Genomic DNA, 21,465 nt, shown 5'->3' with positions numbered 1-21,465 from the left:
GAATTGCAATAAAAAACGAAGCGAATGCCTTTGGAACAGGGTACGATAAGGGCCCGTTATCGTGCCTAAACCTCGGGGAGTGAGCTTGCAGGATGGCTTCGACTACTGAATCAGTGGAAGCAGACCTCACTACCTGCTAATAGCTTTTTCCATGCGTGAGCTTCAGCACCTGCGTCGTGAGTCCCGGCAGGCTTTTGAGGGCCTGAATTGCCAGGGTGGTAAGCGCCGGGCGCCCAAAGAACTGGTGGATGAGGTGGCCGGCCCGGATGCGCAAGCGCAGCAAGCTTCGCCAGGCCCGGGTGTACTGCTGCTCCAGCTCGGCGCGGGAAAGGCGGCCCTCCAGAAAATCGAGCAGCAGCCCGTGCAGCAGAAAGCTGGCGCTCATGCCCATGCTCATGCCGTTGCCGGCCAGCGGGGCAATGGTGCCGGCCGCGTCGCCGAGCATCAGCACGTGGGCATCGACGGTGGAACGCTCCCGGAACGTGATCTGGGAGATGACAATCGGGACGGTACCGGCGCGCTGGGCCTGCTCCAGGTAGGGGCGCAGCAGCGGGTTTTGCATGAGCACCCCGCGCTCCATTTCGGCCACGCTGTTGCCGTGGGCGCGCAGGTTGCGCACGTCGCTGATGTAGCTGCAGTTGGTCAGGCCCCCGGGCACCGGCGAGAGTCCGCAGTAGCCATCGCGGAAATTGTGCATCTCCACCAGATCATTCGGGAAGTTCTCCACCTGCAGGTGGTACTTGACGGCCACGAACTGGCGGCCCTGCCGACTAGGCTCCAGAAACGGGCGATTGAGCTTGCTGTCCAGGTTGGCATGCTTGCCCCAGGCCCCGCAGGCCGTGCGTGCCCGGTACGTGGCGCCGCCGGCGGTGGTGAGCGTAAACTGCTCATCGGCAAACACCACGTCCGTTACCTTAGTGCCTTCCTGAATCGTGGCCCCGTGCTCGGCCGCCAGGCGGGCCAGCAACTGGTCGAGCACGTAGCGGGTGATGCCGACGCCCCCGATATCGAGCGGATGGTGCAGCGCCACGCCCGTGGGCGAGGAGACGGTAAAGCGCGTCATGATTGGCAGATCCATCTGGTCCAGCGGCACGCCGATACGGCACAGAAAGGCGTAGTTCTCCATGGAGATGTACTCGCCGCACACGCGGTGAAACGGGTAGGTCTGCTTCTCAAACAGCACCACGCGCCGCCCCGCCCGTGCCAGCTGCACGGCCAGCGTCAGGCCGGCCACGCCTCCCCCGATAATGGCGCAGTCATAGAGTTCTGCGGCCGTGTCCGAGGCTGTGCTGGGTGGCGTAATGGGGGGAGCTGGCATGACGTAGGGCGATGGGATGACAGAGCAAAGGAGCTGGACAAGCGGGTCAATCAGGCCAGAGCCGGCTTAGGGCGCAGCATGCGGGCGGCAAACAGCACGCCCGCCGCCAGCAGGCTGGTGTAGGCCGTAGCCTTAAGCCACTGCGGAACCAACATGCCGTTTTCCTTGAGCACGGCCGTAGCGGCGACCTCGTCGAGGTCCGCGATTTTCCGGTTCACCGTTTCGTAGCCCTGGGCTACATAGGCCACGGCTCCGGCCAGCGGCAGCAGCGCCCCGTAGGCCGCTTTGGGTAGCTTTTCGGCGCGGAATACATACGCAAAGCTGCCCAGCACCAGCAGGCCTGCTCCACCCGTCAGGGCCTGGGCCACCCGCATGCTGCGGTGCAGGCCCAGCGCCACAATGGCCGTGTGCAAGCCGGCGGCGCGGTCTTCGGTGTAGTCTTCGGCGTTGTTGAGCATCAGCACGCCCACCTGCAGCAGGCCGTAAGCGGCGGCCAGCGTGAGCACGGCCGGCTTGGGAAAGCGCGTGACCAGACTGCCAGTGTAGGCCATGGGGCCAAAGAAAATGACGGCCCACAGCGCGGCCAGCTGCCACAGCCCGCGCGACTTGAAGTGGATGGGCCGCCACGAATACTGGAAGCCCAGCGCCCAGCCGATAAGCGTGAGCGGCACGAACTGCCAGCGCCCGGTGTGCTGGGTCAGCCAAATACTGATGAGCACCGTGCCCGCCACCGAGGCCCGCATCTGCCAGCGCACGCCGGGCCCGCCCAACTCGAAGATAGCGTTGGACAGGTGGCTTTTATAAACGGCATCCACCCGGCGGTCGGCGTAGGCATTGACCAGGTCGCCGAAGTTGAAGAGCAGGTAGATGCCGGCCAGGCCCACGTAGAGAACCGGCGTTTTGAGAAAGCGGAAGTCCTCGGCACTCAGCAGGATGGGAATGAGGAAAATCGGGATTTCGGCAATCAAAAACTCCGTGCGCCGCAGGGTCTTGCTGTTCTTGAGAAACTGGGCCAGCCCGCCCTGGGCCGGGCGAGCCAGCAGGTTGATGCGCTGGATATGCCGCTCATTGGGGTTGAGAAACGCGTCGCGGCCGTGCAGCAACACGTGGTTGTCGGCCAGCACGATGTCGTTGTCCTGCCAGCTGTGGATGTAGAACACCTCCGGCGCGTACAGGGCGGCCTGCAGCTCGGCAATCAACTCGGCCTGCTCGGCGGGCGTGGCATCGAGTACCTCCACGCTGACAGGATTGAGGTCGCGCACGGGTTCGGCAAAACGCAGGGTCGGTTCGCCCGTGACCGGGTGCGCCTGCTGCAGGCGCTGGGTGAGCGTGCCGCCGTAGTGCACGATTTTCTCGGTGCGGTAGCGCAGCGTGGCTTTTGACCAGCGGGCGCGCTGGGCGGCCGTCGCGCGGGCCAGCGCCCGGCTTGTATCGGCGAACGTGGTGCCGCCGCGGTCTTCGGCCCGGGGCGCTTTCACGCACTGAAAGAAGATCAGGTAGGGAATGCGGCCAATAAAGGCGCCGTCCCAGTGCAGGGGCACGGCGCTGGGCGTGTAGAGGTAGTTCTTGGCATCGGCTTTCACCTTCAGCTCGTTGATGGCCCCGAACGGCCACTGCAGCGGCTCGCCCAGCTGCTGGGCGTAGAGGGCGAACGGCGTTTTGTCGAACAGTTCAAACCCGCGAAAAATCAGGATACGGTGCGCCTGCACCCACTCCGTGAGCTGCGCGGCGGAAATGCCGGCAATGGTCTGGCCAGAGAAATCGGCGCGTACGAGCAGGCCGAAGGGCAGCTGGGGTTCGAGGGTGTAGGCGGGCATAGGAAATAGCAGGATAAGGCAGGCATCCGAATGTCGGGTGCGTCCGGTAAAGATGGGGCGCCGCGGCGAGTATTCCGGTGGCGTATTCTGCCGCAATGGTTACGAATTCGGGCCGGCCACAAAGTGGCTGGGCAGCCCGTGCTTCTGCACCAAAACGGCGCCCGCTTCCTCGGCCTGGTGCCGCTTGACGAGCACGTAGTCGTTGTCGCGCAGCAGCACCACGCCGTGCCAGGGCGTAAGCCAGTCATCCACGGCCCGGGTCATGCGCAGGCCGATTTTGTCGGACTGCGCATGCTGCGGGTGGATGCTCAGGCGCACGGCGTGCGGAAACTCCTGGGCCAGCAGCCGCGTCCAGGCATTGCTGCGGCGGATGACTTCGTAGGCCACCTGCTTGCTTTCCTCCTTCACCCGGCTCCTGCTTTTTTCGGGCGCCAGTGCCAGGCCGTCTTCCGACACGAAGCGGTGAATGCCGTTGAACATGGCGCGGTGGTGGGCCGTGTCCCGCACGCGGGCTTTAAGCTGCTCCAGCGGCTCGCCGTACTGGTCCATAATCCAGGTGCGGGCCGCGTCGAACGAGTCAGTAACCAGCAGGTCTTCCAGGTTGATCACGTCCAGCGCCGGCGTGCCCAGCTGCTGAATCAGCTGCTGGAGCACCTCATTGTAGGCCGATACGTCTGCATCACTCACCTGCACGAGGTCGGCGAACACGCGCCCATCTGCGCAGATGCTGATGCGTGCGCCGGGCGCATACACCTGCCCGATAGCGTCGCAGAGGCTTTGCAGAAACGTGAGCGCTATTTCCTCGCCCAGGTCGGGCAGCTTGCCGAGCACTTTGTGCGGATTGGGGGACTTGGCGGGGAAGGCCGGCAGAATCAGGTGGATGGGCAGGCCCTGGCCGATGTAGTAGTGCAGCTTGGGCAGGTGCAGGGCAATGCTCTGCTCAGCGGCCTGCGTGGATTCGTCAGCCGGGTCGGTGGGCAGGACTTTGCGGTGCAGCAAAAGGAGCTTGGCCACCCGCCGGGCCACCTCAAAGTCGACGTCCGGTGCCACCTGCAGGAATTGCCCAACGGCCGCGGCGACCTGCCCCAGCAACAAGGGCCCGAACAGGGTCGAGAGCTGAGGCGTGGCTAGCGTCAGGCCGGCACTTAGCATTTCCAGCAGCCCGGCGGTAGCGCGTCCCTCGGCTGAACGGTCGAGCAGCCGCAGGCCCAGTACGCCCCAGTGCGCGGCATACAGGGTCTGGGCCAGGGAGGCAATGAGCGCTTCAGCGGGCATATCGGTAGCGCCCCGCACCACGAGTTCAAACAGGGCCAGCCCGCGGAGTCGAATGCTTTCCGTCTCGGGGCTGAGCACCCCAATCGGGTCCTCGGCATCGAGCAAATGGGCCATTTGAGAACGGAGCAAGCGATGCTGGGGCACCACCAAGTCCATTTTCCAGCGCACCAGGGTCTGAAAGCGCAGGGCCAGCGTTCCGGCGGGCAGGTCGCAGACGCGCCCTTCCAACTCGTCATGTACGCGCTGGTAGAAGCCGCTTACCAGGTCATTTTTGGAGCCGAAGTGCCGGTAGACCTCCGCCAGGGGCTGGCCGGTGGCGGCGGCAATGTCCGGCATGGATACGGCGTCAAACCCCTGCTCTTCCAGCAGGCGAAGACCGGTATCGAGCAAGCGCCGACGGCTTGAAGAAGCGGGTAGTGAGAAGGCCAGAACGGATGTCATCTAAATAAGTAGTAGAAAGTGATACCGTAGGCCGGCCAGAAGGAGACGCTTAACCACCAATTTTTCCCATTGTCAGGAAACCAAGCACAGTCGTAAGCACAGCTCCAATTACTAGTATAAAAGCTGATAACGCGTATCCAGATGCCCTTTTGCGCTCGGTCTTTATGAATAGGGAAACCAAGAGCATAGTTAGGTTCGCGACTACCAAAAAACCCTGCATTGGCAGTAATGAGAGTAAGAATAGCCCAGTGTTTTGCGATGTTTCTCTGTCGGCGCTAGCACCTGTAATTAGTGTTCCAATTACCACCAACAGTAGGTTAACCAACATTACATCTCTTTTCATAACTTCTAATTCTGGATGAATGGTGGAATAGCACCGAAAACTGATAGTTGTGAAGGCTCGCCTAGTTTTCCTTCTTGATAGGCTTGGCCTATCATCTTGACACAAGCTATCACATCAGGTTAGCCAAAACTACCAGAATCACCCGATTCGCCCGCCCCAACCGAGTTCACTCAATCGGTCCGAAGGTAAATTTGCTCTGTTTGGTGAAACGAGCCTTTAAGTTGCCGAGCTCTTCTGGCGTTATAAAAGGTGTACCGATGAATCACCTTAAACTCCGGATGGGCACCGGTTGCGGTTATTTGATCGAGAGCGACAAAATGCTCCGTGCGGCACAAGCCTTTGACCCAGTGCGTCGTGCGCGTATAAGCATCGCCTTCCATAGATGCTCCTCCTGTCCCCATAATGACCGAGGAACGGTGGCATTGCTCCACGTAATCCTGGCTGTTGCCCCTGTAGACACGGGTAAACGTAGTTCTGTTTCCTCCCCCGCCGGCAACGGCAGACAGGGTCCGCTTTCGGGAGTTTAGTTCCGCGCTCTTGCCGTAGTAGCCACCCGGCGAATAGTAGGAGGAGAAAGAGAACTTGCCCGTATGTGCAGCCGGCTCAAGGGACCACTCCCACCAGGAACGGTTTTGCGCAGGGTCCAAATTCTTAGCCGTCTCTATCCGACGCAGTCGGCCAGGAGACATCAATAGGATGTGATGCGCTCGGATTCCTTTGCCCAGCAACGGTTCAACCGGAGGGACAGCACCCTTCAGCATATAAGGCATGAAGGAAGAACGGCTGGTATCGGTGCTCCAATGGTATTCGACCAGACTCAAAAGCGAGTCCCCAGTTACCCTGGTGTGGTAAACAAGCCGGGACGCAAAGCTGGTTTGAAGCTGTTCCTCGTTCACCACCATGTGATAGGCTGTGCTGGTATCCAAGCGCCCTTGTTGGTCATAATGCACTCGGTTCAGCAGGTATTGCTGCCCCGCATACTGAATGTATGTCCGGACGTACTCAATACCCCGCTGGTTAGCTGGCAAATAGAGTGGTTCGGCGACTACTTGTAAACTGGCTTGCCACGTTTGAATTAGGTTGGAGACCGAAACAGTGGCTTGCGCACGACCCGTGTAAGGGCTCCCAATAGTCATGAGAACCAAGTGGCTTAGCAGGAGAAAAAATCGGCTCATAAGGAGAAACGCAAATGGAGTCCATGCTTCAGACGGTGAAAACGACCCGGGCCAGGGATTTACTACCCGATGCAGCGCGAGACCAGAATCCATAATGGTCGCTTTATCGCCAGCACATCTTGTTGTAAACACCACTGATTGAAGTTTACGAAAAGGGTGATTTGCATAGGCCCTGGGTAAGCAAATTCCTGCAGACCTCTACCCCAGAATTTTCCGCACTGGTTCTTCGTCCCCCGCCACCGCCGCGGCCACCAACTCGGCAATGCGTCTGAGCTTGGTCGTGTCTTTCGCCTGAGCATGCTCCAGCACCGCCCGTATTGCCCGCAGCCGTTTGCGCAGTTGGTACGCCTTGTTTTGGTGCACTTTAGGCAGTTGCCGTGCCGCGGCTAACTCCTGTTCCAGCCGCTGCGTTTTGTGACGCTCCTCTTGCAGCTGGCTGCTGACGGTTTCCAGTTCGTCCTGGATCCGGTTGCGCTCCCGGCGCATGGCATCCGTTTGGCTGACCTGCGGGGTTTGGTGGTAGTAAGCGGTGGCCAGGTCCAGGGCCTGACAGCCCACGGCCACGGGAATGCCTGCCTCGCGCAAGGCCGCTTTCGCCCGCTGGATATGGAGCGGCGTAATGATGGAGAAACCCTGGCTTGTGGACATGGGAATGGGTGTAAACGATGATGTATACCCCTACTTGAGGGCTTTCCCTAGCGTTGAGCTGCCAACATTGCCATTTCAAGAGGCGCTTGGCCCCCGCCAAGGTACCATGCCAGTAGCGCCCCGCTCTGTAAGGCCAAAGCCACTACAATTCCGTGAGTTGTCCGACAAGCCAGATTACGTTAAGCAACCCTTTTAAGACAGGCTACTTAGATGACCCAGCTTCCCGACGAAGAGCCAGCAGACGCCGGCCTGATTCAATCCAAGCCGCCAACGGCGAAGGAGTTGCAGGAAATTTCGCGTTTCATTGCCCGGAGCAAGCAACGGAATGCGGGCCCGCGCAACGCATTGCCGCTATCCCCCAAGCACCAACAGTCCCGAGAAGAAGAGTCATAGTTTGGCCGAAGCCCGCCTGCTACTCAGCTGCTGAGTACGCCCAGCGTTGAATCGGTCCACGAGGACGGGCCGAGCCGCTATCTGTCGGGGAGGCGGGCCTTCACCTGCCCGCTTCGGATGCGCGCCACGACGCTTTCAACCGATTGGTCATACTCGGCTTCTGAGGCGAATATCGGGTGCTGAAAAGGGGGAGAAGAACCAGCCGGCGAACCCGAGTCAGGAGCCTGTTTCCTTTCCATACCAACGACCCGAAGACGCTTTTTGGTTGACTTTTTCATGGCGTAAGTTGCCCGAGGTGCGATGGTTCAGAGGCAGGCGGGTGATGTATATAATCAACCGTATAAAGAACCCCCCGGCTGGTGGAACAACCGGGGGGCCTGAAGCGGGTGCTGGTACACCCTGACTTCTACTCACTGAAACGGGAGTACCCAAAGCTAACCCGCATTTTTAGATTCGGTTAGCGATTATTGGGTATTGTTAAACAAATAGATAAAGTTTCCGAGTCCGTGGTCAACTGGCTGGGATGCTCGTGATAAAGTGTGAACGCGACGTAAGGGTATCGGAAGACAAATAGCCTTACATGTTGCTTAACGCAATCGAAGATGATGTCGAAAATGAACGTTTGCACTATCACTCACGCGGTTATATCGGCTTTTATTTGATTTACAGCACTTTACACTTGCAAAGTGGGCTTCTGCACTCCTAGGTCGGAGGTTTTACCCTATTTTTTTAACAACACCCTACGCTGCCGCAAGTGTGCGTGCGTTGCGGAGCTACGGAGGCCATCACCCTCGACCACATCATCCCCCGCGTCTACGAGGGCACCAACAAGCGGAGCAACTTTCAGATCCGGTGATTGCCCTGCAACTGTCCTTTCTTCAAAGAATAAGTGGCCGTTGCAACCCTGATAAAAACCGCTTGTAAGGGCAAGCTCCGGCCGCTGTCTTCAACCGCCAGCGTTCTGCTTTCTAGTCGCTTTGCTAGCTAGACCACCTCAATTCGACCCCGTCCTGATTTCTACAGGCCCTGAAAAAATTCAGCCAGGGAAATTTCGTAGTACTGGCACAGCACCGCGAGCGTCGCTACCCGCATATTGGCCTTGCTGGCTTCCAGTCGAGCGACATGAATGCCCGTGGCATCATACACCTCTTGCAACGTGTGCCCCCGAGCCCGGCGCAGGCGCTGCAACCGGTGCACTATTTCCAGCGGAAGGGTATCTGAGAGGGGGGGCAACATGCATCGCCAAAGTCCGGCCCATCCCATCAGGTTACAATGACATATTTGTCATTATTATTTTTGTGTGGCTTATCTTTGGCTGGTCTGTAATATCCCTGTCCCGGGTATATTCCTGGCTTTGAGTAACAATTTGGTGCAGCGGTTAATCGGGCTGCTCCTACCGTCTCATTTTAATAGCTGCTTTCTTCTTAGCTGATGTTATGCACCACCTTAGCGAGTAGCTTGGAAAGGGCGTTTTCGGGGAAAGTTGAAGTGGTGTTCTGACGCATAATCAGTTCTTAATGGCTACTGTCTCCCCTCAGCTCATCGTGTTTATCTTCATCGGGGTATTGCTGGGCAGTTGTACCGATTCCGGCTCCCCAGTCCAAAAGGCGGGCAGGGATCAATCAGCACCAGCCGAAGCAACGACAACTACCTGGGCCACTCGGGTGGACTCGCTCAACGGCATCCCTGGTCACCACTTCGGCGAGCCCCTAAGCTCCTTTCCCGGCCTCGTGCCGATAAGCGGGAAGGAATTTGGGGCCCAGTCCTACTACTATGTCCAGCAGGGAGAGACTGGTTGGTTCGGCAAGTGCACCAAAGAGCATTCCAACGACTTTTACACCCGCTACACGTTCTCAGGAGGCAAATTCGTCTCCTTTCTGGCCAGTGGCAGAGGCGAAATGAGCCAAGCCTTGCAGCAGCAGGCCGAATACCTGTACGGCCCTGGTACTCCGACAAACGATGGCTCCCGCTGGGCAGGCAGCCGGACGGAGGCTTGGACGGCGTCAGATACTCAGAATTCAAGCCCTGTTAACACGCTGATGGTGTGGAGCAAGGCCTTCGCACGCCAGCAGGCGCAGGCACGGGCTGCACAGCTCAGAAAGCAGAGCACCCAATGATGGCTGGAACCGGGGACACGCCGTGGCGTTGTTCACCGTCTCCTACCACAATTTTTAGGCGGGCGATTTGCCTTGCCCGGTGCGGCGAGCATGTTCCCTACCTGGCCCTTAATCCGGTCCTCGAGCAGGTGCCCACCCACGACCAATACAAGGCCTGCCGGTCCCGGATAGACACACTTTTACACGCGTCCGTGCAGCCCGCAGCATAGAACACCCCATAAAGTCCCTTTACATGAGTTCAAAAAAAACCGCGCCAGCCAAACCGGCCCCCGAGCAGGCAAAAAAGCGTTCCTTCAGCACGTCAATCACGGAGCAGAACTACCAGCGGCTTGCAAACTACCAGGCCAACAAGCCCGGCGGCGCCCACACGACCGACGTAGTGAACCAGGCCCTCCAGCGCTTCTTCGATGCCAACCGGCAGTACGCCGATATGGAACCGGGCAAAAGATAGCAGCTAGGGGCAGCACAGGGCGAGCCAAACCATCTCGCCGCGCCGTAGTGGTTTGGCTGACCCGCCACGGCAAGTCCCGACGTGACGCCCCCCGGCAGCAGGGTCAGCCAGAGTTACGGGAGTGGGCATGCATACACCCAGGCATACGCTATGTACCGCTACATGCCTCAACTGCCGGCAGCCCAAAACTGATTACACGGCGAACCCGGAGTGATCGTAAACACCCGCCACACCATTCCGAGCCATGAGCGGCGCCAGCTTATTGTGCAGCAGGGCCAGCGCTGCGCGTATTGCCACACGATGGACAAGCTGACGGTGGACCATAGGCTGGCCCGGGCTCTCGGGGGCACCAACGCGCGCAGTAACCTCCACGTGCTATGCAAGCCGCACCGTCCCCTGCCGCCGGGCCACCCCCGCCAGCACGCGCCGGCCGTGCGCTGGGCGTCGCAGCAGCTCCACGACCATTTCCCCCACCTTGCCCGTGGCAGCGTTTGCGCAGGCTTTCCACTCGTTTGAGCCCGATTTGTGGGAAGACTGCAACGGCCTCTGGCTCGACTACGCGGACCTCGCCCCACCGCTCTGCTGCGCTGCTGCGTACTACCTGGCCCACGTCTTAGACGACTATTACCGGGCGGGCGCTGGCTTACTCACCGAACTGACAGATGGTGCCCAAATTCCAAGCCGTCGGCTCGTGTCGTTAAGCGAAAGACTGGCGGTTGGCAATAGCGTCGTGAAGCGTGTCTTGCTGGAAATCCGGTCCAAAGCGGTGGCGAGTGACCACCGACCCGGTTGAGGTCGAACCGTCCAGCCAGAGGTGATTCAACCAACCAAGACCATCTGTCACGCTTAGGGGACTCGTCCGATGAACGGCCGCCACTGCTGACCGTAAACCCAACCAACACAAACACGGCGCCCCCATGCCCGGCCGCCCCGACAACCGCCCTGTAACGTTTGGCGGCGCATGAGCGCGCCACGCGAACGGATGCGCAATCGTCGCAGCAGGTCAACCGATATACTACCCCGCCGACTCCGGCCCACCACTCACTCGCTATCCCTTTTTAAAGCAGGAAGATCGGATCCGTTTCTTCTACCACTCCATTTCTCGCTCCTGCACCGTACCCCTTTCCTGCTCTTTTTCTGCGTCGCTGCGCACGTCCTGGCTCCGGCCTTTGGCAGCCAGGGCCACGCCCAGCTTGCTGACCGAGCGCTGCAACGCCGCAATGCCGGGCAACTCGGCCGGCTCCTGCTGGCGCTTGGGCAGGCGGGTGGCAAACGCCGCGTTTGGCTCCCGGTTCCGGTCGGTGCGTAGCTGCGGTTCGCGGGTTACCCGCCCGGTGGTGAGATAGGCATACGGGTCGGGCGTGTCCTTTCCCTTCTCGGCGTTGCGCTCGATTTGCCCCAGCGTGGCGTAGAATACGTTGTCGTACTTGCGCTCCTTGGCAATGTCTTTCACCCGGGTTGGGTCGAGCTGCTCGTGGGCCATGAGCTTGGAGTTTACCCGCGCCACCTGCACGTCGAGCCGGGCATCCTTGGCGGCCATCTGCTCCGGGGTCAGCGACTTTTTCTCTTTCCGGTTGGCCGCCGCTTTGCTCGTTATCTCCGCCACTTTTTCGGCTACCAGCTGCCGGCGCGTCGGCTCCTTGGCCGCAATACCCAGCGGCACCACCCGCCCAAACTGCACTTGCATCTGGGTGACGGCTTCGGCTTGGAACTGCACCCGGTTGAAACGGTCGGCCTTGCCCAGCGGGTTAAGCGTGATTTTCTGGTCAGCGTCGCGGGCCGAAACCATGATGTGAACGTGGGTTTGCAGCCCGTCCTTTTTCTCGCCCTGCACCCCTTCGTCGGTGCCCCGGTTTTTCCGCTCCTGGTGGATGGTAGCCGCCCACACCAGGTTGGCTTCGCCCAACTCCCGCCCGTTTTTCAGCTGGAAGTTTTTGGCGTAAAGGTCCATCACGTTGCGGGTGTACTCCTCCAGCGCTTTCGGATTATTGCCAATTAGCAGCAGCTCGTCGGAACTCGGACTCAGCACGAGTGAGTGAAACTTGGGGTCGTCTTTTCCCAGGCCCTTCACATTGCCGTCGAGCATGGCCACGACCTCGGCGGCGGTTTTGGCCTCGGTGCCGGGGGCCCCAAAGAAGGTGGCTTCGCCGCCGGCCTCCTTCGCTTCCTTCACCAAATAGTTGGCGCACCGCTGGGAGCTGCCGGCGTTGTTATAGACTTTTTGCCCGTTGGTTTTGGGGTTGATTACCTTGGCATACATCGGCAGGTGGGAAATGAAAGTGCAAGAAAAAAGCCCGGTTGCCTTCCCGGTTGCAAGGCCAAAAAGTTGCCGTTGCCTCCCGGGTTGTAGCGTCGGTTGCAGCGGCAAAACGGGCGGGGCGCTCCGGCCGGGTGGGAGCGCAGGCCGCTGCAACCGGGCGCTGGGCCGCTGGGGCGGGCCGCCCTATTGGGGGGGGACGGCGGCACCCGGAGTTGCTGCTTTTTGGGTGGCCGGCGCTTTGGGCGGCAGCACCGGCACCTGGGGTTTGGCCGCCAGACTTGGTGCGGGCACGTTGTTGGTTTTGATGAACTCGCGCATCTGCACTACCACCTTCTGGTCGCGGTCGTCGTTGAGCGCTTTGTTAGTTGGGACCCACTCCGAATCATCTTTGCCCTTTACGTGCAGGTTGGTCTGTTCGCCAATTACGCGGTTCATGTAGGCTTCGATATTGTTCCTCACCAGCATTTCCACCATCGGGGCGAGGTAGTTGGTTTCGACAGAAACCTGGTGGCGGAGAATGTCGCTTTCAATCTGCTCCAGGTAATTGAGCGTCCCGCCCTGCTGCTGCTGCAAGAACCCGTAGAGCGACTTCTCCCAGTTGCGCAGTATCGAAATCAGCCGGTTGCCAATGTCCACGTTCTGCACCCGAATCGCGCGCCCCTCCTGCGACACGCGCTTACCGATATCGGCCAAACCTTGCGGCTGCTCTACTGTGGGATTGAGGCCCCGCTCGGCAAAATAGGCAATAGCCGCGTTGGCGTATTCGCGTTTTGTCAGCTTGAGCTTTTTCGCATGAGCCGTCAGAAGGTTGTCTGCTGCCCCGCTCAGTTTAAGCGTTGGCCCTGGCTTTTCAGGGTCTTTTGGGCCCGGAGGCCGACCTGGTTTCTTCTTGACTGGTTCCATGAGTGAAAGAACAGTTATGAATTATAATTACCTCTTATTGACAATGATTGTCAGCTACTTAGATTAAAAAGACCGCTTTTGTGCGTAACTTACTGTTATTATAGGATTAGAAACACCTATTAAAACAATTAAAATACTCTATTACTATTCTGATTATCAATGCGGTAGCATTTATCGACCGCCGACAAACTATGTTTGTCCCTGATTATCAGCGCGGTAGCGATGATTTCAGGTCCTCCTCTCGCTAACTACTGACTAGGGCTCTGTTTAGAAACCCTATGTCGTCCCCAATCTACGCTACCCCGGCGCTACTTCCTACTGCCGGTTTCTGTATCTGCTTAGACACTACCAGCTACTCTTAGCCTCTCTACGCTACGCTAAGTCCTTGCTGCCTTTACCGACTACTTCCGACCCCTGTGCTTCTCTCAGGCGTCGGCTTTCCCCCTACCCTGGCTATCCTGCTACTCCGGCCCCTAAGCGTCCAACCCAACGATTAGCTTTTAAGAAATTATCGACCAGCTCCGGTAACCACTACCTCTGCCGTTACCTCTGCTCTCTGGTTTTTGCCGGTTGCTGTTTTCCGTTCCTACCTCCACCTGCGCCTTTACCGCCTGCTCCATCCCGACGGCTTTTACCTGCACCTGGACTTTTCGGACTGCCTCCCCTTTATCCACCTGAGCCCGCCCAGCTCCCTTCCCAACTACCCGACTACTGCGCCTACCGAGTCCTTCCCATTTCAGCCATTGTACCTCTATGGCTCAGTAGCTGCTATTGCTTCTTCTGCTCTAACTGCTTACCTGGGCTCACGCTACTCTATCGCTGCTCTACCGAATTATCCCAACCCATTGCCGATACTATTCTAACTACTCCGCCTGCTGCCACTACCTGCCCGACTACCGACCTGGCCCTACTACCGAACTACTCCTCGCGCCACTTTTCACGACTGGGCTCATTTTCTCAGTGGCTCGCTTTTCCCTTTTACCTTATGACTACCGGACGCCACTCTCTGCCCCAGTAGCGCTTATCCCTTTTTATCCGGCGGCCCACTTTTCGATTTCCTGACGCCGGCCCTTCTACCAATTTGCACCCGTCACCGCTCTTTTCCTTTGGAGTGGTTTCGGGTCTTTCTTTTCACTGGCCACTTTGCCCACCGCTCGATTTTCCGCCAGTGACTTTTTCATGCGCCCCCCGTTTTCTTCGCCAGCTGCATTTGTTACGCCCGCCCCTTCTCTCCTCAGTCGCCACCTCCCCGACCCGCCCAACTTGCGCACTCTCTATTTTGAGCTACCCTGATTTTTTGACGCTGGCCCTTTTTCCATCCCACCCAGTTTTCCGCCAGCTTCCCAAAATCCGCACCCGACCATCATTCTATTTTTCTACTCGGCTGCCTCTCCCATTTTTTCAGCTCCTCCGAAATTCCATCACCTCCCAAATGAGCCCGGCCCCTTCCATTCTGCTTTGAACCCGCCCGCTCATCTTGCCGGAATTTCTGAACTGCCTGCCGCACCCAACTGCTATTACCACCGAGCAAGTCTAAAACGTGAACCTGCCTTTTCCCGCCGACAAGCTATTTCACCTACCCCTGCTTTTTGGGCTACCTCCACCAACTCACCTTCCCCGAAATAGCGCGTTGCCTCTCCTCCAGCCGACCCACTACTCGCGCCCCTTACCCGGACTTACTCCTCGCCTCCCCCCGCCAGCATCGACCTGAAACTACCTCAGCACTTTCTCGAACTACTCGCCTCCAGCACCAACATTGCTTTTCGACCTCCCCCGTTTTTCTGCTCCTGTCAGTTTTTCCACTGGCCCAACTTTTTGACCAACTCCATTTTAAGCCGCCACCCATTTTTCTACTCCGCCCCTCTTTCGGCTTCATCCTTTTTTTCGATAGCCCTCAAAGTTTGCCTTGTCCGTTTATCAGCGCCTCACCAAAATCCGCTTCTCCTGTTTTTTGCATTCGCCCCAAAATATGTCCAGCTGCTCTTTGCCACCATCGCTCACTCTATACCCGTCACCGCTCTTTTCCTGTGGAGTGGTTTCGTTTTTTTACGCTGGCCCTTCCTCCCGTCGCTCCTGTTTTGGCTGGTGTAATTTCTCTCCATTGCGGTTGCTTTTCCTCTCGCTACTCCTGGCTACTCCCACACAATTCCGCCACTTCTCTACTTGGTCTGCTTCCTTACGACTGGCTCTTTTTCGATTGCCTGCTTTTTCGAACTACCCTGAGTATTTGACGCTGGCCCTGTTTTCACATCGCCCGATTTTCAGCCATCTTCTCAAAATTCGCAGCCGATAATTTTACTGCTTCCAAGCTGGTTGTCTCTCCACTCTCTACAAAATTGCGTCAGCCCGCCTTTCCTCGACCTCCACCGACTGCACTTGTTCCTCGGTTGTGCGCTCCTTGGACAGCTCCTTCTCATTCGTTCTGTCCTCCTTCCACCAAAACCTCAATTCCCCCGCCAAGCACTCCCCCAACCTTCCGTCTGATTCCATTTCAAGATCGTCCACCCTTTCCACAGTTTCTCATTTTTCGACTGCCCCCTCCAATTCTTCCAAGTCCAACATCTGCGCTATCTGGTTCTTCACTCTCTCCCTGCTCCAGCACTTCCGACCGTAACCAGCCGCCACCAACTTCTATCCCGGCCACTTAAAACCAACCCGCCCGCCTCCTCGCTCCTCCCCTAACTCCAGCCTTCCCTAATTTTCGAGTCGTTCCGTTTTTTACGCTGGCAATTTTTTTCCTCTTCTCCACTTTTCACCCGAGCCGCCTTTTTCCTTTCGCTCTAATTATAAGTCGATGCCCAATTTTGAGGCAGCCCGTCTTTCAATGGTCCCCAAAATTTGCCTTACAATTTTGAGGATTATCAAAAAGTGTGGCGTAGCCAAGGTAGCCCCTGCCGCTAGCAGGTGAATGGTCCTTTCGGTAGTACTATGAGAAACCCGCTTGATAGTAACCCAATAAGCCTGCCCCACATTTTTTGACTCTCCCTTGTTACCCTTAAATATCCACCGGCATTTTCTTCCATAGTTAGATGACCCTATTCATCAAAGCGTCCTACCTGACATTTCAATATACTAACGCTAAGACACTATGATAGAGTCTTTTACTATGAACTATGGAAGGAAATGCCGGTGCCACACGCTCTGAACTATGGAAGGAAATGCCGGTACGCAGATTTAATACATGTACATACACGATTCGGCCATTTATACTTATCCTCGTGTTTAGTGGCCCTGCTGAACGATTGGAACCCCTTACGACCGTTGGTACCCATGATGATACGAAAGTCTTGGAGAGCAAGGATTTTGGCTATTCCCAGCCCTCTCAAGGCATTTACCCGCTGTAGATGCTTTTGAAAGAAGAAATAAATTAAAAATCCGAAACCCTTTTTCGGTTTTTTCTTTCTCTTCTTTCTCTTCTATTCTTAGAAGCTCACAACTGTCTGAAAAGCAAATATATATGAGGCTAACTATGGAAGGCAATGCCGGTAACTATGGAAGGCAATGCCGGTAAACTATGGAAGGCAATGCCGGTAACTATGGAAGGCAATGCCGGTAACTATGGAAGGCAATGCCGTTGAATCATGGAAAGGTTTGAAAGTTATTCCATGATTCATATCTTCGAAACTTAACCAGCTCATTTGCTTATGAATCCGACTAAGGCGGAGAACACTATTGTGTTTCAGCACAACCATCTTATCCGCACTCAGATGAAAATGGGCCAGACCGAAGCTCGTGTCTTTGTCGAAGCTTTAAGGTGCATCCATCAATCCAATGATGAACTTCCCCCCATCCGGATTCACATCGATGCTATTCTTCATGGTGAACGTGGTGGTTCTGCATATGCTAATCTTAAGCAGGCTTGTCGTGACCTGTTCGATAAGGAGCTAAACTTGGAGCCGGTCGAAGGAAGTAATAAGAAGGGCTCATTTATCCTCACTCGTATCGTATCCGATATTTCTCTCGATACTGGTACTGGTTACGTTACTGGAAACTTCGCTCCGCTTATTAAACCCTATCTTCTACAGTTAACTAAGGCTGGTAATTTCACTAGCGCCGACATTGAAACTCTGCTGACTTTAAAGACGCCGAACGCCCAGCGGTTTTACTGGTTACTGAAGAGTTACCAATATGGGAAGCATGAGTACGCGCCAACGTTGGAATCGTTGAAGTATATTTTATTCAATGATGAGTTCATTTATCCGGTTTTTGCTGATTTCAAGCGTTACGTTCTGGAGCCAATAATGAAGGAGTTCACCTCCAAAGAAGTTGGGTTTATGGTAGCGTGGAATCCGATCAAGACAGGGCGAAAGGTTACCGGTATCCATTTTGAAATCCCCAAAGCTGATATCCTTGTTCCTCGCCAGCTCTCCCTTGGCCTGAATCCGGAAATCAAACCGCCCATCGACATGGTAGTATCCGCGAGCAAGGATTCACCATCTATGGATAAGGCTGCTACAATTCTGAACTCGTTGCGAAAGAAGTGGTCCTTTGCTTCATGGCAGCTTATGATAATGAAAGATACCATCGGTGCTGATGACGTAAAGTATACTAAGCTCCGGGATACAATGTCTGCCGTAAATGCTGATTGGGATAAATTAGATAACCCACCAGCCGTTCTTTGGGCCAGACTGAAGAAAGAGTTCACTCAAGTCAAGAAGGCTTGTGATGCATATGAGAAAGCCTAAATAGTGCTATCGTTAAACAGATAGCCTTAAGGTGCTTTCTCCAATTAACTTATAGTACCAAGGTTTGCGCATTATCATATAAGACCGAATCTTAAAAGTACAAAATAGTTCATTTCCGCTTCAGAAACGCACTTTTTTATACTACTATAGACTGCTTACATCTTCCGTATCTTGTACTTCAGCCGCAGCTTCTGATACGGATTTTCGGAGGGCCGTAGTTTGCATTTCCCAGCTTGCTAATTATGATAATGCAACTCTTCGTGTAGTACTCCCCAAAGTTTGGACAGTTTGTGGTGGCTATCTTAGTCAACGCCATGAACCCAAAACGTACCCGTCGCCGCTTCACTGCCGAGTTTAAAGCAGAAGTGGCCTTAGCCGCGCTGACGGAGCGGCAGCCGCTGGCCGAACTGGCTGCCCGCTATCGGCTGTCGGTGCCCCAGATTAGTCGCTGGAAGCTGCACTTGCGCCAGCAGGCGGCGCAGGTGTTCACCGACGCCGGGGCTATCCCCGCGGCCCCGCCCGACGTCGAGCCCTTGTATGCCGCCATCGGACGGCTGGAAATGGAAAACCAGCTGCTAAAAAAAACGCTGCCCACATGGTAGTGGCCCAACAACGCGCCCTGGTGCAGGCCAGTGAGGCGGGCTCGGTGCAGGCCCGCTGTCAGGCCCTGGGCCTGGCGCGCAGCAGCTACTATTACCAGCCCCGGGGCGAAACGGATCTGAACCTGACGCTCATGCGCCTGCTCGATGAGGAGTTCACGCGCCACAATTTCAAGGGCGTACTCGGCCTACGCGACCATCTCCGCCTACTGGGCCACCAGGTCAATGAAAAGCGGGTGCGCCGGCTCGTGCGGCTTATGGGCCAGGAGCCGGTCTACCCCAAACCGCGCCTGAGTGTGCCGGGGCAAGGCGTGACGCGCTATCCGTATCTGTTGCGCGAACGGGTGCTGAGTGCTCCCAATGAGGTGTGGAGCACCGACATCACCTATATTCCCATGGCCAAAGGCTTCCTGTACTTGGTGGCCGTCCTGGACTGGCACTCGCGCTACGTGCTCAGTTGGGAGCTGAGCAACACGCTCGACGTGGGCTTTTGTCTGAGCGCGCTGGGCGCGGCCCTGGCCCGCCAGCCGGCCCCCTACATCTTCAATTCCGACCAGGGGAGCCAGTTTACCAGTCAGCTCTTCGAGCAGGCCTTGCTGGCGGCGGGCTGCCAAATCAGCCGCGACGGGCGCGGTCGGGCGACGGATAACGCCTTCATCGAGCGGCTCTGGCGCTCCGTCAAATGGGAGTGTGTCTATCTCAACCCGGCCACCGATGGCGGCCACCTCTACGAACAGCTCCGGGCCTACTTCACCTACTACAATTACCAGCGGCCTCACCAAGGCCTGAAGGGCCAAACACCTGCGCAAATCTTCGCTCAAAACCCTACCTTCAGCCCCCAACCCATTTGCTTAACAAACGCCTCCTAAACTGTCCAGTTTTTGGGGAGTAGTACATCGCCTAGTGAAGCCAGTTTGGGACACTTAGCCGATAGTTAGGGGGTATTACCATTCATTTTAGCTCAAAGCTAAGGGGGCCGACAGAGCATAAACTGATGTATAATAATGTAATCATGAGTCTTATTACTCTATTTGGGCTATGCTATAAAGTAGATAAGCGAGAAGTCAATTAACTTTTTACTAAATAAATTAGTAGTATTGCGTAGCTGGTTCAGCCAGTTTCGCGCTATGACTACCATCGAACTGATTGACGTGGGTACGCCCATCACCACGCTCTGGCTGCCGGTTTATGCCTCGCTGGTTCCCTGCGGCTTCCCCTCCCCGGCCTCCGATGAGCTGGAGGAGCTTTTCGATCTTAACCGCCTGCTCTTCCGCCACCCCGAGGCTACTTATCTGATCCGCGTATCGGGCGAGAGCATGCAGGGGGCCGAAATCCATGCCGGCGACCTGCTGGCCGTCGACAAGCACATCGAGGCCGACCACAACCACATCGTCGTGGCCGTGATAGAGGGTGAATGCACCGTCAAGCGCCTCGTACGCCGGGGTTCCAACTGGTGGCTGCAGGCCGAAAACCCCGCCTACCCCGACTACCCGATTACCGAACCCGAAAACCTGCGCATCTGGGGCGTCGTCACCCACGTCGTCCACGAGCTCATTCCCGGCAAGCTCACTGCCCTGCTCCGCAGCCGCGACTGATTTTTCAAGCTTGAGCTGATAACTCAAGCTCAAGCTTCCCCCAGAATGAAAGTTAATAGCCAACAGCTGTCAGCTACCAGCTCATCACCCATGTACGGCCTCGTCGACGGTAACAACTTCTACGTCTCCTGCGAGCGGGTCTTCCAGCCCCGCCTCGAAGGCCGTCCCGTGGTCGTGCTGTCCAATAACGACGGCAACGTCGTCAGCCGCTCCGCTGAAGCCAAACAGCTCGGTATTGCTATGGGGGCCCCCTTCTTTGAGGTGCTCGAGTTGCTGCGGCGCCACCAGGGCCACGTGCTCAGCTCCAACTACCCGCTCTACGGCGACATGAGCCGCCGCGTCATGGCCCGCCTCGCCGACCAGGTGCCGGCCGTTGAAGTCTACAGCATTGATGAGGCCTTTCTCGATCTGCACGGCCTGACCACGTTCTGCGGCACGCTCGACGCCCGGGCCCGGCGCATGCAGCAGGACGTGCTCCGCTGCACCGGCATTCCTACCTGCGTGGGCATGGCCCCCACCAAAACGCTGGCTAAGGTGGCCAACCGCCTGGCCAAGAAATACCCCGAGCTGCAGGGTATCCTGCGCCTCGATACCGAAACCCGCCGCGAACGGGCCCTGCGCGCCCTGCCCGTGGAAGACGTCTGGGGCATCGGGCGCCAATATGCTGCCCGGCTGCACGCCCAGGGGCTGGCCACGGCCTGGGACCTGAGTCAGGTATCTGAGGCCTGGGCCCGCAAACACCTGGGCGGGGTGGTCGGCTGGCGGCTGGTGCAGGAGCTGCGCGGTCAGCCCTGCCAGGACCTGAACCCGTCAGAGGACGGCACCCTGGCCCGCCAGAGCATCAGCTGCTCGCGCTCCTTTGGCCAGCGCCTGACGGCCTTCGACGACCTGTGGGGCGCGGTGAGCACGTACATGAGCCGGGCCGCCGAGAAGCTGCGCGCCCAGGGCGACCAGACCCATATCCTTACCGTCTTCCTCAGCCAGGACCGCTACGATACGCGGATCCCCCCGCCCTACACCCGCTCAACCACCCTGACGCTGCCCGGCGGCCCCACGGCCGATACGCTTCGGCTGCTGGCTTACGGCCGGCGGATGCTGGAGAAGCTCTATGAGCCCGGTCGCCGCTACGTCAAAGCCGGGGTCGTGCTCGACGGCCTCGAACCGCCCGGGCGTGGCCAGCAGCTGAGCCTGTTCGCCCCGACTGATTCTGTCACCAACCGGCCCGCCGCCACGGCCGAGTCCGCCGCCCGCGCCCGGCAGCTCATGCAAAGTCTCGATTCGCTCAACCGCCAGTTCGGCCGCGGCACCGTGCGGCCCGCCGCCAGTGTAGCCCCGCCGGCTGCGCCTGGCCAGTCCGCTGCGCCCTGGCTCGGCCGCGCCGAACACCGCAGCCCCGCTTACACCACCCGCTTGGAGGACTTGCTGGTGGTGGGGTAACTGCCTGC

Annotated in this window: 17 protein-coding genes; 9 read left to right on the top strand and 8 right to left on the bottom strand. The window is 57.6% G+C overall.

From position 1 onward, the window contains the following. Window positions 1–136: 136 nt before the first annotated feature. From HW554_RS14065 to HW554_RS14045, 5 genes are all read right to left on the bottom strand, one after another. Window positions 137–1,318 (bottom strand): NAD(P)/FAD-dependent oxidoreductase, encoded by a 1,182-nt coding sequence (locus HW554_RS14065; protein WP_176909212.1) that lies wholly within the window; start codon window positions 1,316–1,318, stop codon window positions 137–139. Between the two features lie 50 nt (window positions 1,319–1,368). Continuing rightward, complete coding sequence (locus tag HW554_RS14060; RefSeq protein ID WP_176909211.1) at window positions 1,369–3,135, bottom strand: TauD/TfdA family dioxygenase; 1,767 nt, start codon at window positions 3,133–3,135, stop codon at window positions 1,369–1,371. Between the two features lie 99 nt (window positions 3,136–3,234). Continuing rightward, the gene (locus tag HW554_RS14055; RefSeq protein WP_176909210.1) at window positions 3,235–4,851 is read right to left on the bottom strand and encodes an L-tyrosine/L-tryptophan isonitrile synthase family protein; all 1,617 of its coding nucleotides are present in this window, start codon (window positions 4,849–4,851) and stop codon (window positions 3,235–3,237) included. A gap of 513 nt (window positions 4,852–5,364) precedes the next feature. Further along, entirely contained in the window at window positions 5,365–6,369 is a 1,005-nt protein-coding gene (locus tag HW554_RS14050; protein WP_176909209.1) for a hypothetical protein, read from the bottom strand. Between the two features lie 198 nt (window positions 6,370–6,567). Next, a complete protein-coding gene (locus tag HW554_RS14045) occupies window positions 6,568–7,017 on the bottom strand; it encodes a hypothetical protein (protein WP_176909208.1) in 450 nt (149 codons plus the stop codon). Window positions 7,018–8,170: 1,153 nt separating this feature from the next. On the opposite strand from HW554_RS14045, the gene HW554_RS14040 reads away from it, so the two are divergent. Next, window positions 8,171–8,266, top strand: coding sequence for an HNH endonuclease (locus tag HW554_RS14040; protein WP_176900929.1), 96 nt, complete (start codon window positions 8,171–8,173; stop codon window positions 8,264–8,266). A gap of 161 nt (window positions 8,267–8,427) precedes the next feature. On the opposite strand, the gene HW554_RS14035 is transcribed toward HW554_RS14040, so the two are convergent. Continuing rightward, window positions 8,428–8,646 (bottom strand): helix-turn-helix domain-containing protein, encoded by a 219-nt coding sequence (locus tag HW554_RS14035; protein WP_176900930.1) that lies wholly within the window; start codon window positions 8,644–8,646, stop codon window positions 8,428–8,430. Window positions 8,647–8,927: 281 nt separating this feature from the next. Here HW554_RS14035 and HW554_RS14030 point away from each other — a divergent pair, with 281 nt between their 5' ends. The 3 genes from HW554_RS14030 to HW554_RS14020 all read left to right on the top strand — a co-directional run bounded on the left by HW554_RS14030 (window position 8,928) and on the right by HW554_RS14020 (window position 10,494). Beyond that, on the top strand, window positions 8,928–9,527 hold the full coding sequence (locus tag HW554_RS14030) for a hypothetical protein (protein ID WP_176909207.1): 600 nt from the start codon (window positions 8,928–8,930) through the stop codon (window positions 9,525–9,527). 232 nt (window positions 9,528–9,759) lie between these two features. Continuing rightward, complete coding sequence (locus HW554_RS14025) at window positions 9,760–9,978, top strand: hypothetical protein (RefSeq protein WP_176900932.1); 219 nt, start codon at window positions 9,760–9,762, stop codon at window positions 9,976–9,978. Between the two features lie 210 nt (window positions 9,979–10,188). Next, window positions 10,189–10,494 (top strand): HNH endonuclease, encoded by a 306-nt coding sequence (locus HW554_RS14020; protein ID WP_176900933.1) that lies wholly within the window; start codon window positions 10,189–10,191, stop codon window positions 10,492–10,494. A gap of 571 nt (window positions 10,495–11,065) precedes the next feature. On the opposite strand, the gene HW554_RS20690 is transcribed toward HW554_RS14020, so the two are convergent. Then, entirely contained in the window at window positions 11,066–12,238 is a 1,173-nt protein-coding gene (locus HW554_RS20690; RefSeq protein ID WP_246285245.1) for a DUF5712 family protein, read from the bottom strand. A 183-nt stretch (window positions 12,239–12,421) separates the two neighbouring features. Beyond that, window positions 12,422–12,931 (bottom strand): hypothetical protein, encoded by a 510-nt coding sequence (locus HW554_RS14010; protein ID WP_176909206.1) that lies wholly within the window; start codon window positions 12,929–12,931, stop codon window positions 12,422–12,424. Window positions 12,932–16,785: 3,854 nt separating this feature from the next. On the opposite strand from HW554_RS14010, the gene HW554_RS14005 reads away from it, so the two are divergent. From HW554_RS14005 to HW554_RS13985, 5 genes are all read left to right on the top strand, one after another. Continuing rightward, the gene (locus HW554_RS14005; RefSeq protein ID WP_176909205.1) at window positions 16,786–17,826 is read left to right on the top strand and encodes a replication initiation protein; all 1,041 of its coding nucleotides are present in this window, start codon (window positions 16,786–16,788) and stop codon (window positions 17,824–17,826) included. Window positions 17,827–18,140: 314 nt separating this feature from the next. Beyond that, a complete protein-coding gene (locus HW554_RS14000) occupies window positions 18,141–18,428 on the top strand; it encodes a transposase (RefSeq protein ID WP_176909204.1) in 288 nt (95 codons plus the stop codon). After that, the gene (locus HW554_RS13995; RefSeq protein ID WP_176909203.1) at window positions 18,428–19,294 is read left to right on the top strand and encodes an IS3 family transposase; all 867 of its coding nucleotides are present in this window, start codon (window positions 18,428–18,430) and stop codon (window positions 19,292–19,294) included. Before HW554_RS14000 ends, HW554_RS13995 begins: the two co-directional genes overlap by 1 nt. Before the next feature lie 258 nt (window positions 19,295–19,552). Next, complete coding sequence (locus HW554_RS13990; RefSeq protein WP_088465841.1) at window positions 19,553–20,020, top strand: LexA family protein; 468 nt, start codon at window positions 19,553–19,555, stop codon at window positions 20,018–20,020. Window positions 20,021–20,065: 45 nt separating this feature from the next. After that, entirely contained in the window at window positions 20,066–21,457 is a 1,392-nt protein-coding gene (locus tag HW554_RS13985) for a Y-family DNA polymerase (RefSeq protein WP_246285235.1), read from the top strand. Window positions 21,458–21,465: the final 8 nt, after the last annotated feature.

The organism is Hymenobacter lapidiphilus, assembly GCF_013377885.1.
Classification (GTDB): Bacteria; Bacteroidota; Bacteroidia; order Cytophagales; family Hymenobacteraceae; genus Hymenobacter; species Hymenobacter lapidiphilus.
This window is presented reverse-complemented; position numbering and strand designations above follow the sequence as displayed.